Genomic DNA, 14,708 nt, shown 5'->3' with positions numbered 1-14,708 from the left:
CCACGCCGCTCTCCCGACCCCGGGCTGGGGGGACGTGCCCCAGAGGCGGCCCCGGGGGGGGGGGGGGGGGGCGGCGGCCCCCCCACCGGCCGCCCTTGCGGGCGGAGAGCTCCGTTTCCTCGAAGCCCCAGCTCATTTGGCCCGGCGGAGCCCCCGGGCGCAGCAGATCGCTACGCGGTTCGGCCGGTTTAGCGGCCCCCGGCCGTCCTCGCAGGCGGAGAGCTCCGATTTGGCGAAGCCCGGCCCCATGTGGCCGACCGGAGGCCCGGGCGCAGCAGATCGCTACACGCTCCCGCCGGTTTAGCGGCCCCCGGCCGTCCTCGCGGGCTGAGAGCTCCGATTCCTCGAAGCCCGGACCCATATGGCCGAGCGGAGGCCCCGATCGCAGCAGATCGCTACGCGCTTCGGCCGGTATGGCGGCCCGCGGACCGGCCGTGGGCGGGAACGGCCGCTACTAGGGGGTGTCGAGGTGCTTGGAGAGGACTTGGCCTGGCCAGGAGTCGGACAGGAAGCGGTCGGTGGGGGTGAAGCCGTTGCGTTCGTAGAACGCGACCAGTTCGCCGCCTCCGCCTGCCCAGCAGTCGACGCGCAGCAGGGCCACACCGGCTCGCCGGGTTTCCTCGGCGGCGTGGGCCAGCAGGGACGAGCCGATGCCCAGGCCGGCATGGCGCCGGTCGGAGACCAGCAGGCGGACGTACCGTTCGGGCTCGCCGGCCGGAGCGATCGGCATCTGCGGGCTGGGGCCGGAGTCCAGCACCATGGCTCCGACAGGGGTTCCGTTCAGCTCCGCGATGTAGGGCGTGTTCTCGGTCGTGTAGCGCTCGACCCGCGCCACCCCGCCGGACTTCTGTGAATACGGTGTCGTGCCCCACTGCTCGGTGTTGCCGCGCGCGTTCATCCAGGCCACCGCGGCGTCGAGCATGTCCAGAATGGCCGGTGCGTCGGCCAGGCTGCCCGGTCTGATCTGTATGTCGTGTGTGGTGTCGTTCACGGCCATCAGCTTGCCGGACTGGCGGTGCTCGTGCCGCGCGGGCGTTCCGGGGGGAGGGAGCGGAGGGTGATGCCATGGCGGGTGCGGAGGCGGATGAGTTCGAAGACGGCGATGGCCATGGTGGCGATCGCTCCGCCGAGGGGCAGCAGGGTGGAGTCCGCGAACTGGTCGCCCAGGGGGAAGAAGATGTCCTGGAGGGCGAGTTCCCAGGCGAGGACGACGGTCAGACAGGCCGGGAGCGCCTGGTGGACCTCCACCGTGCGGAACATGTGCCGGGATATCGCCGGTACCGCGAAGAGGACGAAACCCACCGCCCGGGCCAGGAGATAGATGCCGACGATCACGGCGATGCCTCTGAGCAGCGGGTGGTCGTAGGTGGAGATGACCCAGAACGGCAGGCCCACCGCGGCGGCTCCCAGCAGGAAGTGTCCGAGGAAGGCGGCTACGGAGGTGAGCGGGCCCGGTAATCGGCTGATCATCCGCCTACGGTGCCCAGGGCGGGCCGCGGTGATGTACAGCGCGAGGACGAGGGGGACGGAGAGCAGGAGGAGGACCGGGGTCAGGGCGACCCTGAGGGCGCCGTCCCGGGCCCAGTAGACCAGCCCTTCCGGGTCCTGCATCACCACGGGCAGCTTCACGACGAGCGCGATGCCGATCCCGCACCAGAAGCGGACCTCCTGAAGGATCCGGACCGGCCGGTCGTCCAGGATCGCCTCCTCCGGCGGCTCCATGAAGCGCTCAACGAGGTTCCGGTCCTTGTTGTCCCCCATCGGGTGATCGTGACAGCCGGGCAGGACGGAAGACAGCCTTCCGTGTCATCGCTTCACGGAGGCGATCAGCGTGGAGAGGGCGAAGGTCGTCACGAGGCTTGCCATCATGACCATGCCCACGCCCACCATGAAGAGGCCACTGCCGTCATCCGACCAGTCGTAGTAGACGGCGGCGGTCAGACCGGCCGTGGTGGCGAACACGGCCTCCGCGATACGACCCCGGGACGCGGCCCAATACACCGAGGCCAGCAGGGTCAGCACCAACCCGATCACCTGCCAGGCCTCGTACGGACCGGTCACCGAACCGTCGGGCTGGACGTCACGATGCTGGTCCCAGCCCAGCCAGGCGGCCCAGGCCGCCACCGGTATGAGAAACAGCAGGCAGGGAGCGAGTCCCAGTGATTTCTGGCGCATGACCCCAGCATCCCGGCCGCCCAGGTCCCGGGGCAGAGCGCACGTACTCACACCCCCCTGAGTACAAGGATGGGGCGCCATTCCCCATATGGGCTGTTCTGGGGCGGTACGGTGTCGCCGACCAACTCTCGAGGAGAACAGCATGGCAACTGGCAAGGTCAAGTGGTTCAACGCGGACAAGGGCTTCGGCTTCATCGCGCAGGACGATGGCGGCCCGGACGTGTTCGTCCACTTCTCCGCCATTCAGACCCAGGGCTTCAAGGAGCTGTACGAAGACGACCTGGTCGAATACGACGTCACCCAGGGGCCCAAGGGCCCCCAGGCGGAAAACGTCACGAAGCGCTAGCCGGCGCGGGGGCTGGACCACTGCGCTGCGACCCTGGCCACGGTTTCCTGCTTGAGCCAGGCCGCAGCGCAGGCGCCCTGATCACACTCCACCGACTCCTGTGGTGTTCTGCAGCATCTGCCGCAGGACCTTCAGGACGGTGACGTAGTCGGCGTCGTCGATGCCCCGGTGGATGGCCTCACGGATCGCCGGTGAGTGCTTGCCGAGATCCACCCGCGCCACCTCCCCCACCTCCGTGATCCACAACCTGCCCTCACCGTCCCGCCTCAGCCAGCCGCGCTCCAGCAGCACCTCCGCCTCCGCTTCCAGGTCGTCCTCGGCCCTGAGGTAACTGCTCATCGCCTGCCGGAGCTCGACCACCGTCCTGCCCTGGCCGTCGGGTGAGAGGTCGTTGGCCGACAAGTTGCGCAGCAGCCAGAACTGGGGCTGGGTGAAGCCGTGCTCGGCCTGACGGGCACGGGTGAAGGCGATGAGGGCCTCGTACGCCATCCCGGTCCAGTATGCGGCGGGCTGAGCGGCGAGTTCCCGGTCGGTCATGCTCTGAGTCGTCATGGCACTGCCTCCTGCTGGTCGTCGATGACCCGACCGTAAAACCTCAAGATTGCTTGAGGTCAAGGCCCGCCTCTGTTCCGCCACGGACGGTCTCGGGTCGCTGAGACAACCGGAGCGCGTAGCGATCTGCTGCGCCCATGGTCTGGCTCCGCCAAATGGCCCCGGGCTTCCAGGAATCGGAGCTCGCAGCACGCGAGGACGGCCGGGGGCCGCTAAAGCGGCCGGAGCGCGTAGCGATCTGCCGCGCCCGGGGCTCCGCCGGGCCAAATGGGCTCGGGCTTCGAGGAATCGGAGCTTTCCGCCCGACAGGGCGGCCGGTCGGGCGGCAGCCGCCGACCGGCCCTCCCGGACTCGGCCGCATCTGGGACACGTCCCCCATGCCGTCCCTCCCCCGGGGGCCGCCCGACAGTCCTTGTCTTTCCGGGACCGGCCGGCCTGTCAAGGGTGAAGCGAAGCGGAATCGCGTAGCGACGCGACCGAAGGGAGCGCCCTTGACAGGGCGGACGGGCACGGAAGGACAGTGAGGACTGACGGGCAGCCCCCGGACACCACCTGATCCCGCCCGACCGTTACTCGGCCGCCGAAGCCCAGCCGGTGAATTCAGCCCAGCTCGCCGGTGCCACTGCCAGCGTGGGGCCGGCCGGGTTCTTGGAGTCCCGGACATGGATGGTGTGCGTACATGCCGCCACCTCAACGCAGTTCCCGCCACCGCCATCGCTGTAGCTCGACTTGCGCCAGTCGTAAGCCACCTCGACGCAGTCGCCGCCACCGCCGTCGCTGTAGCTCGACTTGAACCACCGGAGGCTGCTCGTGCTCATCGCCGTTCTCCCGCCAGCTGCTTGAGAAGGCCCAGGGATTCGTCAGGACTCAGGGCCTGCGCTCGGATCTTCGCATACCGCTGGGAAAGGTGAGACACCTTGGCCCGGTTGCTGATCAGCAGGCTCTCGTCCTCGATCTCCAGATAGACCACGTGGTCGTGGTCCTTGGTCTCCACCAGCTTCATGGCGCCCCGGTCGCCCGCGAAGGTGCCGGTCAGGCCTCGTTCCAGGGGCAGCACCTGCACGGTCACGTTGAACCGGCTCGCGTCCTCGATGAGCGATTCGTACTGGCCGCGCATGATTTCCCAGCTGCCATAGGGACGGCGCAGCACGCTCTCCTCCAGGATCAGCTCGATGAGCGCAGTGGGCTCGCGGTCGAACACCGCCTTCCGCGCCATCCGGGCCTCGACCAGTTCCTCAGCCTTGGCGGGCGAGGGCGTCGGGTAGGTGCCACAGATCAGCGCCCGCGCATACCCCTCCGTCTGGAACAGCCCGTCCACGACCAACGTCTCGTAAGACGAGATGGCATGTGCCGACGCCTCCAGCGTCGAGAACTTCCGGAACCGGACCGGGTACTTCTCCATCAGCACGTACTTCCGCGCCGCCTCGAACAGCCCCCGCTCCTCCCCCAGGGTCCGCTCCAACGCCTCCAGCATCTGGTCGCTCGGCGGCTGGGCGCCGGTTTCCATCAGGCTGACCGCCGACGCCGAGTAGTCGATGAGTCTGGCCAGCTCCTCCTGCGTCATGCCCTTCTCGCGCCGCAGAATACGAGCGATCTCAGCCGCGAACAGCGTCGCAGGCCTCTCGTCTTCCTGATTGTCCCCTCGGGCCATCTCGAACACCCCTGGACTTGAACGGACTTGAACGATCACAAACGCTCAGCGTCGATTTCCCAGAGTCTCGCGGTCATCGACGCAGGGTTATGGAAAACGCTAGACCGCCGCCGCCAACCTGGTCTCATGAACACCCAAAGTCACGACGCAAGGCCCTCCTGGACCCCCATCGTCGGTGTGCAACTCCACAAGACCGGCGTCCAGTTCGATGCCGTCCAGATCAACGGGGTCCTCGGGCGGGACATCGCGGACCTGCTGATGAAACTCACCAGCGGCGACCCGGGCCCGATCGTCACCGAAAGCAACGGCGCGCACGCCACCTACTTCCTTGTGCCCGTCGGCAGCGCATCCCACCGCCCCTGGCCACCCGGCGTCACCCGGCCCGACTTCGTGCCCGTCCCCGCAGTCGACGGCGGGACCTGGCCGCTCGCCTGGCGGTCAGCGCCCCGCACCGAGGAGCGCTTCGTGCACGGGCTGATGCTTCACCAGGCCAGCTGGGCGATCTCCTCCGCCACCACCGCGCACGCGTCCGCCGCCGGGTCGATCAGCGGGAAGTGACCGACGTCGGCCAGCAGCGTCAGGCCCACCGTCTCGCCCGCCTTCGCCGCCGCAGCCACGTACGCCTCGGCCACCGCTGCCGGAACCACCACGTCCGCGCGGCCGTGGACGATCGCCGTCGCGATCCCCGTCGGCAGCAGGGCAGCCGGATCGGCATACGGCAGACGGGCGGCGAAGAACTCCTCGCCACCCAGCAGCTGGGCCGACGCGCCCCCGCACACCCCCAGCTCCTCCGCCACCGCGAAATCCGCAATGGGGGCCAGAGCCACCACGCCGCGCAGATGCGGCGGGGAAGGCAGCCGCCAGGCGGAGTCGGCGGGCAGCACATGCCGCGCCGCCGCCCACAGGGCGAGCTGCCCGCCCGCCGAGTGGCCGGTCAGGACCATACGGCGGATGTCCGCCTGCGGAAGGTGTACGGAGACCAGGTCGGGCAGGGCGTCCAGAGCAGCGGCGACATCGTCGAAGGTGTCCGGCCAGCGGCCCGCCACCGGGCCGGCCGCGCCCTGGTGGGGCAGCGCGCTGCCGCGCCGGTACTCGACGTTGGCCACCGCGAAGCCCTGGCGGGTCAGGAAGTCAACGAAGGGGGTGATGTGCTGCCGGTCGTACGGGGCACGCCAGGCACCGCCATGCAGCACGACCACCAACGGCACCAAAGGCCCGGGCAGCACCCCCACCGCCTCCCCCCTCGGAGCGTAGAAGTCCACCACCTGGTCCGGGTGTTCGCCATACGACGCAGTCGCGTCCGGAGCCACCGCCGGGTGGGAGAAGGCCGAAGCTTCCTCGGCAGCGTCCCGTTCCACTGCGGGGTCCGTCATCGGTTCGACAACCTCTCGGTACGCGGGAGACAGCTGGGTCAGGGGAGACACATGTTCCGGGCAGCGGGACGCTATCAGGCCGGAGCGAGGGGTTCCGTTCCAGCCGGACCCGGCCGGGCGCCGGGGAAGCGCCGGGGGGAGCCGCAGCTCCCCCCGGGGCCCCCGGGCGTGACGTTTCGCCACACCCGCACGGTCATCACCCGTAGATGTGACCCAGCGTCCGAGCCGCACGCTCCGCGTCGGCGAATCCGACGTACAACGGGGTGAACCCGAAGCGGAGCACGTCCGGGGCCCGGAAGTCGCCCACCACCCCGCGCGCGATGAGCTCGCGCATCACGCCGGACGCGTCCTCGGTGCGCAGCGAGACCTGGCTGCCGCGCTCCGCGTGGGCGGCCGGGGTCACCGTCTCGACCCGGCCGGCCGGTACGTACGCCTCGACGCACTCCAGGAAGAAGTCCGTCAGCGCGAGGGACTTGCGCCGGACGTCCTCGACCGAGACGCCCTCCCAGACGTCCAGCGCCGCTTCGAGGGCGAGCATGGACAGGATGTCCGGGGTGCCGACCCGGCCGCGGCGGGGGCCGTCGGCGGGGACGTAGCCGGGGGTCATCGCGAACGGGTCCGCATGCGAGTTCCAGCCCGGCAGCGGGGAGTCGAAGCCCGCTTGGTGGCGTTCGGCGACGTACAGGTACGCGGGCGAACCGGGGCCGCCGTTGAGGTACTTGTAGGTGCAGCCGACCGCCAGGTCGACCCCGTGCTCCTCCAGGCCCACGGGCAGCGCGCCCGCGCTGTGGCAGAGGTCCCAGACCGACAGGGCGCCCGCCGCGCGGATCGCCGCCGTCAGATCCGGCAGGTCGTGCAGCCGGCCCGTCCGGTAGTCCACGTGGTTGAGGAGTACGGCGGCGGTGCGGGGGCCGAGGGCGGCGGGGACGGCCGCCGGCTCCACCGGGACCACCTTCAGTCCGGTCATCCGGGCCGCCGAGGCGGCGATGTAGCCGTCGGTGGGGAAGGTGGTGGCGTCGACCAGGAGTTCGTCCCGGCCATCGGACCGGCCGTCGGTCGCCGCGGCGACCAGGCGGGCCGCGCCCACCAGCGCCTTGAAGAGGTTCACGCTGGTCGAGTCGCCGACCACGATCCGGCCGGGGGCCGCGCCCACCAGCGGGGCGATCCGGTCGCCGATCCGCTCGGGGGCCGTCCACCAGCCGCTCGCGTCCCAGGAGCGGATCAGCAGCTCGCCCCATTCGCGGGCGACCACGTCCGCGACCCGGCCCGGAACGGCCGCCGGGAGCGCCCCCAGCGAGTTCCCGTCCAGGTAGACCAGGCCGGGCGGCAGGCTGAAGCGGTCGCGGAGCTTGCCGAGGCCGTCTTCGGCGTCGAGTGCGTCGGCGCGTATGGAGAGGGGGGTCTCGGAAATCTCAGAGGTCTCGGAGGTCTCAGACATGGCTGCGCGCCGTCCACAGCTCCGGGAACACGTTCTTCGAGGCGCGCTTCTCCAGCCAGGCCACTCCGGCGGAACCGCCCGTGCCGGTCTTCGCGCCCATCGCGCGGCGGGTGGCGACCAGGTGGTCGTTGCGCCAGCGCCAGACGAGCTCGGCGACGTCGGTGAGGGCCTCGCCGAGGCGGACCAGGTCGTCGCCGTGCCGGTCGTCGGCGGCGTAGAGGGCGGACCAAACCGCCTCCACCGCCGGCGAGGGCTCGTAGCGCTGCGAGAGGTCGCGGGTCAGCACCGAGTCGGGCACGGCGTGGCCGCGGCGGGCCAGCAGGCGCAGCACCTCGTCGTACAGGCTGGGCTCGTGGAGGGCCTTCTCCAGTTCGGCGTGCACCCGGGGCGCGCCGCGGTGCGGGACCAGCATGGAGGCGGACTTCTCGCCGAGCAGGAATTCCATCCGCCGGTACATCGCGGACTGGAAACCGGAACCTTCGCCGAGGGCGGCGCGGTAGGCGTTGAACTGGCCGGGGGTGAGCTGGGCCAGCGGGCGCCAGGAGGCGTTCAGCGACTCCAGCTCGTAGGTGGATCGTTTCAGCGCGTCCATCGCGACATCGATCCGGTCCTCGCGGAGCGCGCGGGCCGCGGTCTCCCACTCGTGGACGATGACCGTGAACCACAGCTCCATCACCTGGGTCGTGACCAGGAAGACCATCTCGCCCGGGTCGTCCGAGCGGGGGTGCTGGAGGTGGGTGAGGACGTCCGCCTGGACGTAGTCCTCGTAGGGGGTGGTGCCGGCGAAGTCGAGGTTCGGGGTGTCCGAACCGCTCGCTCCGGAGGCATCAAGGGTGTGCGACATCGCTGTCTCCTCGACACGAACTTCCGGGTAGCGGTCCGCTCCTTCCTACTGGGAAAAGTGGAGCCCCGGTCCCCTGCCCGCATCATAAACCCGGGTTCCGGAGTACCGCTGGTGTGAGCACGGCCACTGCGACCCGCCGACTGGCAGACTGCGTGCATGAGCATTCACCAGAACCTTCTCGGCGGCCCGGAGCCCACCCACCTGCGGGAGAACGACGAGGCGGCCCGGCTGCTCGGCGCGGAGTCGAAGACTCCGGCCGAGGTGGCCGCCGCGTACCCGACCTATTCGCTGGCCTGGGCGCTGCTGGCCGAGGAGGCCTTCGAGGGCGGCCGTGTCGTGGAGTCCTACGCGTACGCCCGCACTGGCTACCACCGCGGCCTGGACGCGCTGCGCCGGGCCGGCTGGAAGGGCCACGGGCCGATCCCGTGGGAGCACGAGGCGAACCGCGGCTTCCTGCGCTGCCTGGCCGCGCTTGCGGCGGCGGCCGGGGCGATCGAGGAGACGGAAGAGGCGGAGCGCTGCCGCCAGTTCCTGAAGGACAGCAGCGAAACGGCGTACGCCGAGCTCATGCGCTAGCCGGCTCTTGCCGGCCCCAGCCAGCGCAATCGGCCGGGGCCCGCCGACACGCAGGCGGCCTCGCCGACGCGCGGGCGGCCCCGCCGGTACGCAGCCGGTCCTGCCGGCGCGCAGGCAGCCCGCGCGCGCAGGCGGACCCGCCGACGCGCAGCCGGACCCGCCGCCGGACCGGGTCGCCGCCGGACCGGGCCGGCGTCGGCCCGGGTGTCGTCTCGCCACCTGGTGGCCCGGGGGTCCCCCCGCCGCGGGGGCGTTCCCCGGGGCCCGCCCCCGGTGGCGGGTGTGGGCTCCCCACCACCCGGGCCGTCAGGTGTGTGCTTGGCGCACCTCCCCTCGTACCACCCCTCCGCACGACCGTGGAAGGGCAGTCGAACTAGGGGGAGTTTCGTGAGCACACTGATCGCCGAGAACGTCGTCGTACAACGCAGCCGCACCGGGCGCCGAGATCCCGTGCACGAAGTCGCCGACGAGCTGTGCTCAGCGGTCTTCGGGTCGCTGCGGCGACGCGACCAGCGGGAGAAGGGCCGCCAGTACGTCTTCGGGCTGCTGGACGCTCCGGGCCGCAAGTCGATCCGCAACATCGCGGCGCAGACCGGCGGAGTGGGTGCCGAGCAGAGCCTGCACCACTTCATCTCCGACTCCACCTGGGAATGGCAGCCCATCCGGAGCGCCCTCGCCCAGTACCTCGACCAGACCACTCCGCTCACCACCTGGACCGCCCAGCCGATGGCGATCCCCCGGGGCGGCGAGCAGTCGGTGGGCGCCGGCCACCGCTTCGATCCGCACCGCGGGCGGATGTTCCGCGGACAGCAGGCCTTCGGGGTCTGGTTCACCTCGGTGGACGTGGCCACCCCGGTGGGCTGGCGGCTGTACCTGCCGCAGGATTCCGCCGGCTCCCTGACCGCCGACCGGTCGTACGAGGACTGTGCGGTCACCGCCGCCCTGGAGAGCGTGCTCCAGATGGGGCTGGCGCCGCGCCCGGTGCTGCTCGACATCCGCGGCATCGGCACCCGGCCCGCCCTGCACCGGTTCGCGCAGGTCGGGCTGCCGGTCCTGGCCCGGATCGCCCCCGCCACCCGGCTGCTGGTCACCGATCCGGCGCTGCCCGTGCAGGGCGCAGGCACCCTGGCCGCGCAGGACATCCTGCGCAACGTCCGGGCCCTGCGCAGTCCGGTGGAGTGGACCGACCCGCTCCGCCCGGGCGTCCGGCGGACCTCCTGGGTGTCCGCGGTACGCGTGATGATGCCGGACCCGTCGCCGGAGCGGCGCCGCCACCTGCGGCTGGTCGGCGAGTGGAACGACCCCAACCTCCCGCCCACCGAGCTGTGGATCACCGACCTGCTGCGGCCGGCCCCGGCCGTGCTGCTGCGCATGACCAAGCAGGCGCGGCGGGTGTCGGTGGCCTCCCGGCACAGCGTCCAGGAGGTCGGGCTGCGCGACTTCTCCGGCCGCTCGCTGTCCGGCTGGCACCGGCACGTGACCATGGCCTCGGTGGCGCACGCGGCGCGCACCCTGGCCGAGTTCCGGTAGTCCGGTAGGAAGCCTTCGGGTGGGCCGGGCCGGGCTCAGCGGACTGCGCCGCGGCCCGACCGGCTCCCCTGGAGCACCTCACGGGTGCGGTACAGCCGAAGCGCCATCTGGATCTCCAGCGCCCGGGCCGGCTTCTGCCAGCCGTCGCCGAGCAGCTCCGTGATCCGCTCCAGCCGCCGCGAAACGGTGTTGGCGTGGACGTGGAGCGCCTCGGCCGAGTGCATGGGGCTGCCGCCGGACTGGAAGTACGCCTCCAGGGTGCGGCCCAGCTCGGTCAGCCGGGCCGCGTCGTAGTCCAGCACCGGCCCGATCGCCGAGCGGACGAACGCGTCCACGTCGTGGTCGGCGGAGAGCAGCAGTCCGACGAAGCCGAGGTCGCTCAGCGAGGCCGTGCCGCCCGCTCCGTCGAGCGCGGTCAGCGCGTCGAGGCAACGCGCGGCCTCCTCGTACACCCGGGCCAGTGCGGACAGGTCCGCGGCCGGGCCGGCCGCCCCGGTGGACACCGGGTGGCCGAGCAGCGGCGACAGCTCCGCCGACACCTGCCGGGCGGCGGCGGAGGCGTCCGTACCGGGCAGCAGCAGCACGATGCGCCCGCGCCGGACGGCCCGCAGGCCGCCCGTCCGGTAGGCGTACGAGCTGGCCCAGGCCACCGCCTTGCCCAGGTCCCCGCCCTCGGGCCGGGCCACGACCACCACATGCGGGGCGGCCGGGTCGATGCCGAGCCGCCGGGTGCGTTCCAGCAGGTGCCGGTCGCCGTAGTCGTTGTAGTCGCCGCAGGTGGCTTCCGCGCAGGCGGAGCGGTCCAGCAGGTCCTGGAGGAGCTCGTCGCGGACCGGGCCGCCCTCGGCGGCGGCCGTGCCGCGCTGGATCAGGGTCAGCGAGGCCACCGACAGCGCCGCCGCGCGGAGCAGGCGTACGTCCTCCTCGGTCAGCGGCGCCGCGGCGCGCAGCACCAGCACCCCCAGGTTCTCGGCGCCCGCCGTCACCGCCGCCACCCACACGTTGCCGGGCAGCTCGACGGGCCGGAACGTGGTGTGCGCCCGGAGGGCGGCGCGTGCGACGGCCGGCTCGTCCAGGTCCGGCAGTTCGTCGGCGGCCGTGAGCGGGTGTCCGCCCGGATCCCGGACCTGCAGTACGCCGTCCAGCGCGTCGGCGGCGGCCCGCGCGACGGTGGCGAGGCCGGCGCCGTCCAGGACCAGCCGGGCCAGCCGGGTGTGGCAGTCCCAGAGGTGGCGGACCCGGGTGAGGGTGGTGGTCGCGGAGGAGCTGAGGTGCTCCAGCTCGGTGACCTCGTCCCGGGTGCGTTCCTGCCGGCCGGCCTTCTCGATGGCCACCGCGGCCAGATCGGCCAGCGGGAGCAGCACCCCGAGCTCGTCGGGGCTGAACCGGCGTACCGCGCGCACCGCGCCGTAGAGGGTGCCGAGCGCGATGTCGCCGTGGCGGAGCGGGACGGCGACCACCGCGCGCAGGGCCTCGGCGCGGAACACCTCGTCGATCCGGGGGCTGCGGGGGACGGCCGGGTCGGCCGGGTGGTCGGCGGTCCAGACGGGCACCCGGCGCTCGTGGGCGAGCCCGGCCAGCCCGCTGCCGGGGCCGGGGCCGAGGTCCATGCCGAGGTGGTAGGGGACGGTCTCGCCCTCGGAGGTGCGGATGTAGGAGGTGCCGTCGGGTCGGGTGAAGACGATGCAGACCAGGTGGAGGTCCAACAGCCGGCGGGCCCGGCGCCCGATCACCCGGAGCAGGGTGTCCAGCTCGTAGGGGGTGACCAGATCGTGCACGGTGTCCACGAGCGCGGCCAGGGTGGCATCCCGATCGGCAAGCAGACTCCGAGCCAGGTCATGACCATGGTCGAAGCCATGGCCGCGGCCGGCGTCGACGCGGGAGCCGGGGCCCGGGCCGGGGCCGAGGTTGAGGCCCTGGCCGGGGCTGTGACCGGGGTCCGAGCCGGGGCTGTGGCCGGCGCCGGCGCCAAGGCCAACGCTGGGACTGTGGCCGGGGCCAAGGCCGGAGCCGCCGCCGGAGCTGGGGCCCGAGCCGAAGCCGGGGCTGTGGTCGGGGCCGAGGCTGGGGCCCGAGCCGGCGCCGAAGCCGGAGCCGGGGCTGTGTCCCGGGCCGAGGCCCGGGCCGAAGCCGGGGCCGGGGCCCGGGCCGGAGCTGTGACCGGGTCCGGGGCCGGGGCCGGCACCAAGGCCGGGGTCAGCGCCGGGGCTGTGGCCGCCAAGGCCGGCGAGGGAGCCGGGGCTGTGGCCGGAACCGGAGCCAAGGCCGGGGCCCGAGCCGAGGCCGGAGCTGTGACCGGCTCCGAGGCCGACGCCAAAGTTGTGGCCGGGGCCGGAGCCGGGGCGAGCGCCGGGGCTGGAGCCCGGGTGGGGGCTGGGGCCCGGGCCGGAGCTGTGACCGGGTCCGGGGCCAAGGTCGGCACCGAGGCCGGCGCCAAAGCTGTGGCCGGGGCCGGAGCCCGAGTCGGGGCCCGGCCCGGGGCTGTGGCCGGGGCCAAGGCCGGTGAGGCAGCCGGAGCTGGGGCCCGGGTCGGGGCCGGGGGCCGGGCCCGGGGCGGGGAAGTGTTGCGGTGTGGGAAGTTGGCGTTGGGACGGGACTCGGTCCGGTCGTTCCGCTGCCGGCCCGGCGGCCGTGGTTCCGGTGCCTTCGGCCCCCCGTGCCGCGTCCATGCCCCCCTGCTCCCCGTTCTGCTCCCCTGATTTCCTGCTTCCCCGTTGCGAACCTAGGTTCCCGACCGGTTCGGGTCAAGCGATCTTCGTACGCCGTGAGGTGAGCCGTGAGGCGAGGCGTATGAATCCGGCCAGACGCGGGTCAGGGTGTCCCCCCGCAAGGCCGGGAGGATGTCGACGGCGCGCGGGGTGAGGGCGGCGGCGGTGCCCCAGCCGATGAGCTCGGGCAGCGCGGCGGCCCGCCTGCCGAGCGCGGTCCACATCAGCCGGTGCGGACGCGCTCCCGCGCGGGCGAGGGCCCGCCAGCGCTCGGTGCCGAGCAAGGCCTCGTACCGGGCGTACAGACGGCGGGCGACCGGCGCCGCGGCCGGGCCGAGCGGCCGGATCCGGACGGCGGCGAAGGCCGGGATGGCCGCCAGGTCCAACTCCCGGTCCTGAGCCCGCTCCAGACCGCACAGCCAGGCGTCCAGCAGCCCCTCGTACGCCGCCGGGCCGGTCACCGGGCCGCACAGCACCCCGGTCCCCTCCCCCAGCAGCCGGGCGGTGGCGGCCAGCCCCTCGGCGGTCGCCGGGAGGGAGACGACCAGATTGGGCCGGTCCACCGCCCCGGCCAGCGCGCGGGCGGCGCAGTACGGGGAGTCCCCGCCGGCCTCCGGAGCCGGCGGCAGGGCGACCAGGCCGGCCTCCGGCAGCAGCGCGTCACAGAGCTGCCGAGCCTCGGCAACGGTGCCGGGGCGGGCGCATAACAGCCCGCGGACGCCGAGCCGTCGGGCCGCCGTGTGCAGCCGGTCCGGGCGGAATCCGGGCACCCCCTCCAGCCAGGGGCTCACCCCTTCGGCGGCGAGGCCGCGCAGCATCGTCACCGTCAGCGTCACGGAACCGGGCGTTTCGGCAAAGGCAGCACTCATGGGCGGAAGCCTCCGGTTGCCGCGTCGCACAGGCGGCGCGGCCTGGTCTGTCAGGGGGTCGACTGCCGGTCGGCACCGTCCGGTTACCGGTCGGCCAGGTCGGCCAGGTCCGTCGGGCCGGCGGCCGGCCCCATGGCCGGACCGGCATGCCGGGCGAGGCCCGCGAGGTCGTGGGCAAGGCTGTGGGCGAGGCCGTCGCAGAGCGTCCGCGCCACCAGTCCCCCGAGCTGGCGTACGGAGTCCAGCGCGGACTCCTTGCCGCAGGACGAGTACCAGCTGGGCAGCACGGCCTCCGGCACGATCCACCGCATGCCCAGTCCGGTCGCGAAGGCCTCCAGCCGGCGCTGCCGGACATACGGGCCCGCCTCCAGGCCGTCGCGCAGGGCCTCGGCGAATCCGCCCGCCGGCTTGCCCGACCAGCCGTTATGCCGGACCGCCGCCCATTCCGGCAGCGGCGCGCCGAAGACGTAGCCGTCGGCCGCCTCCAGCAGGGCCCACTGGGCCTCGCCGAGGCTCTCGGCACCGATCAGCACACTGCGCACGCCGGCTTCGGCGACTCCGTCGCGGACCGCGAAGGCCTGCGGAGAGGCCCGGCCCTGCAGGCCGCGGTGGACGACCGCAATCAGGGGCGTCTTGCTTGCCATTC

At 72.7% G+C, this 14,708-nt stretch carries 16 protein-coding genes; 4 read left to right on the top strand and 12 right to left on the bottom strand.

Annotated elements, in window-relative coordinates:
- Nucleotides 1-454: 454 nt before the first annotated feature.
- From ABT123_RS06970 to ABT123_RS06960, 3 genes are read right to left on the bottom strand one after another with little or no spacing between them, the layout of a single operon-like run.
- Nucleotides 455-991, bottom strand: coding sequence for a GNAT family N-acetyltransferase (locus ABT123_RS06970; RefSeq protein ID WP_351310556.1), 537 nt, complete (start codon nt 989-991; stop codon nt 455-457).
- A 5-nt stretch (nt 992-996) separates the two neighbouring features.
- Nucleotides 997-1,761: a hypothetical protein gene (locus ABT123_RS06965; RefSeq protein WP_351310555.1), complete on the bottom strand. Its 765-nt coding sequence runs from the start codon at nt 1,759-1,761 to the stop codon at nt 997-999.
- Nucleotides 1,762-1,806: 45 nt separating this feature from the next.
- Nucleotides 1,807-2,175 (bottom strand): hypothetical protein, encoded by a 369-nt coding sequence (locus ABT123_RS06960; protein WP_351310553.1) that lies wholly within the window; start codon nt 2,173-2,175, stop codon nt 1,807-1,809.
- Between the two features lie 142 nt (nt 2,176-2,317).
- Between ABT123_RS06960 and ABT123_RS06955 the strand changes: the two genes are divergently transcribed.
- Nucleotides 2,318-2,521 (top strand): cold-shock protein, encoded by a 204-nt coding sequence (locus ABT123_RS06955; protein ID WP_351310552.1) that lies wholly within the window; start codon nt 2,318-2,320, stop codon nt 2,519-2,521.
- 81 nt (nt 2,522-2,602) lie between these two features.
- On the opposite strand, the gene ABT123_RS06950 is transcribed toward ABT123_RS06955, so the two are convergent.
- From ABT123_RS06950 to ABT123_RS06940, 3 genes are all read right to left on the bottom strand, one after another.
- A complete protein-coding gene (locus ABT123_RS06950) occupies nt 2,603-3,073 on the bottom strand; it encodes a winged helix DNA-binding protein (RefSeq protein WP_351310551.1) in 471 nt (156 codons plus the stop codon).
- Nucleotides 3,074-3,642: 569 nt separating this feature from the next.
- Complete coding sequence (locus ABT123_RS06945) at nt 3,643-3,891, bottom strand: DUF397 domain-containing protein (RefSeq protein ID WP_351310549.1); 249 nt, start codon at nt 3,889-3,891, stop codon at nt 3,643-3,645.
- Nucleotides 3,888-4,724 (bottom strand): helix-turn-helix domain-containing protein, encoded by an 837-nt coding sequence (locus ABT123_RS06940; RefSeq protein WP_351310576.1) that lies wholly within the window; start codon nt 4,722-4,724, stop codon nt 3,888-3,890. The genes ABT123_RS06945 and ABT123_RS06940 overlap by 4 nt, the downstream gene beginning before the upstream one ends.
- A gap of 126 nt (nt 4,725-4,850) precedes the next feature.
- On the opposite strand from ABT123_RS06940, the gene ABT123_RS06935 reads away from it, so the two are divergent.
- On the top strand, nt 4,851-5,282 hold the full coding sequence (locus ABT123_RS06935; RefSeq protein ID WP_351310547.1) for a hypothetical protein: 432 nt from the start codon (nt 4,851-4,853) through the stop codon (nt 5,280-5,282).
- Here ABT123_RS06935 and ABT123_RS06930 read toward each other — a convergent pair.
- The 3 genes from ABT123_RS06930 to ABT123_RS06920 form a co-directional block, all read right to left on the bottom strand.
- Nucleotides 5,207-6,097 (bottom strand): alpha/beta hydrolase, encoded by an 891-nt coding sequence (locus ABT123_RS06930; protein ID WP_351310545.1) that lies wholly within the window; start codon nt 6,095-6,097, stop codon nt 5,207-5,209. The two genes, ABT123_RS06935 and ABT123_RS06930, sit on opposite strands and share 76 nt — an antisense overlap.
- 196 nt (nt 6,098-6,293) lie before the next feature.
- Nucleotides 6,294-7,535, bottom strand: coding sequence for a kynureninase (gene kynU, locus ABT123_RS06925; RefSeq protein ID WP_351310544.1), 1,242 nt, complete (start codon nt 7,533-7,535; stop codon nt 6,294-6,296).
- On the bottom strand, nt 7,528-8,379 hold the full coding sequence (locus tag ABT123_RS06920; protein ID WP_351310542.1) for a tryptophan 2,3-dioxygenase family protein: 852 nt from the start codon (nt 8,377-8,379) through the stop codon (nt 7,528-7,530). The genes kynU and ABT123_RS06920 overlap by 8 nt, the downstream gene beginning before the upstream one ends.
- Nucleotides 8,380-8,535: 156 nt before the next feature.
- Between ABT123_RS06920 and ABT123_RS06915 the strand changes: the two genes are divergently transcribed.
- Together ABT123_RS06915 and ABT123_RS06910 are read left to right on the top strand one after the other, a co-directional pair.
- Nucleotides 8,536-8,955: a DUF3151 domain-containing protein gene (locus ABT123_RS06915; RefSeq protein WP_351310540.1), complete on the top strand. Its 420-nt coding sequence runs from the start codon at nt 8,536-8,538 to the stop codon at nt 8,953-8,955.
- A gap of 396 nt (nt 8,956-9,351) precedes the next feature.
- Nucleotides 9,352-10,485: an IS701 family transposase gene (locus ABT123_RS06910; protein WP_502970892.1), complete on the top strand. Its 1,134-nt coding sequence runs from the start codon at nt 9,352-9,354 to the stop codon at nt 10,483-10,485.
- Nucleotides 10,486-10,520: 35 nt separating this feature from the next.
- Here the strand turns inward: ABT123_RS06910 and ABT123_RS06905 are convergent, their stop codons facing one another.
- The 3 genes from ABT123_RS06905 to ABT123_RS06895 form a co-directional block, all read right to left on the bottom strand.
- Entirely contained in the window at nt 10,521-12,272 is a 1,752-nt protein-coding gene (locus ABT123_RS06905) for a helix-turn-helix domain-containing protein (protein WP_351310536.1), read from the bottom strand.
- Nucleotides 12,273-13,207: 935 nt separating this feature from the next.
- Nucleotides 13,208-14,062: a beta/alpha barrel domain-containing protein gene (locus tag ABT123_RS06900; RefSeq protein WP_351310535.1), complete on the bottom strand. Its 855-nt coding sequence runs from the start codon at nt 14,060-14,062 to the stop codon at nt 13,208-13,210.
- An 83-nt stretch (nt 14,063-14,145) separates the two neighbouring features.
- A complete protein-coding gene (locus ABT123_RS06895) occupies nt 14,146-14,706 on the bottom strand; it encodes a hypothetical protein (RefSeq protein ID WP_351310533.1) in 561 nt (186 codons plus the stop codon).
- Between the last annotated feature and the right edge of the window lie 2 nt (nt 14,707-14,708).

The organism is Streptomyces sp. NPDC002054, from assembly GCF_040296685.1.
Taxonomy (GTDB): domain Bacteria; phylum Actinomycetota; class Actinomycetes; order Streptomycetales; family Streptomycetaceae; genus Streptomyces.
This window is presented reverse-complemented; position numbering and strand designations above follow the sequence as displayed.

Coding starts and splice junctions, on each gene's coding strand:
- ABT123_RS06965 (WP_351310555.1), bottom strand. CDS start 1,761: ATGGGGGACAACAAGGACCGGAACCTCGTTGAGCGCTTCATGGAGCCG.
- ABT123_RS06960 (WP_351310553.1), bottom strand. CDS start 2,175: ATGCGCCAGAAATCACTGGGACTCGCTCCCTGCCTGCTGTTTCTCATA.
- ABT123_RS06955 (WP_351310552.1), top strand. CDS start 2,318: ATGGCAACTGGCAAGGTCAAGTGGTTCAACGCGGACAAGGGCTTCGGC.
- ABT123_RS06950 (WP_351310551.1), bottom strand. CDS start 3,073: ATGACGACTCAGAGCATGACCGACCGGGAACTCGCCGCTCAGCCCGCC.
- ABT123_RS06945 (WP_351310549.1), bottom strand. CDS start 3,891: ATGAGCACGAGCAGCCTCCGGTGGTTCAAGTCGAGCTACAGCGACGGC.
- ABT123_RS06940 (WP_351310576.1), bottom strand. CDS start 4,724: ATGGCCCGAGGGGACAATCAGGAAGACGAGAGGCCTGCGACGCTGTTC.
- ABT123_RS06935 (WP_351310547.1), top strand. CDS start 4,851: ATGAACACCCAAAGTCACGACGCAAGGCCCTCCTGGACCCCCATCGTC.
- ABT123_RS06930 (WP_351310545.1), bottom strand. CDS start 6,097: ATGACGGACCCCGCAGTGGAACGGGACGCTGCCGAGGAAGCTTCGGCC.
- kynU (WP_351310544.1), bottom strand. CDS start 7,535: ATGTCTGAGACCTCCGAGACCTCTGAGATTTCCGAGACCCCCCTCTCC.
- ABT123_RS06920 (WP_351310542.1), bottom strand. CDS start 8,379: ATGTCGCACACCCTTGATGCCTCCGGAGCGAGCGGTTCGGACACCCCG.
- ABT123_RS06915 (WP_351310540.1), top strand. CDS start 8,536: ATGAGCATTCACCAGAACCTTCTCGGCGGCCCGGAGCCCACCCACCTG.
- ABT123_RS06900 (WP_351310535.1), bottom strand. CDS start 14,062: ATGAGTGCTGCCTTTGCCGAAACGCCCGGTTCCGTGACGCTGACGGTG.
- ABT123_RS06895 (WP_351310533.1), bottom strand. CDS start 14,706: ATGGCAAGCAAGACGCCCCTGATTGCGGTCGTCCACCGCGGCCTGCAG.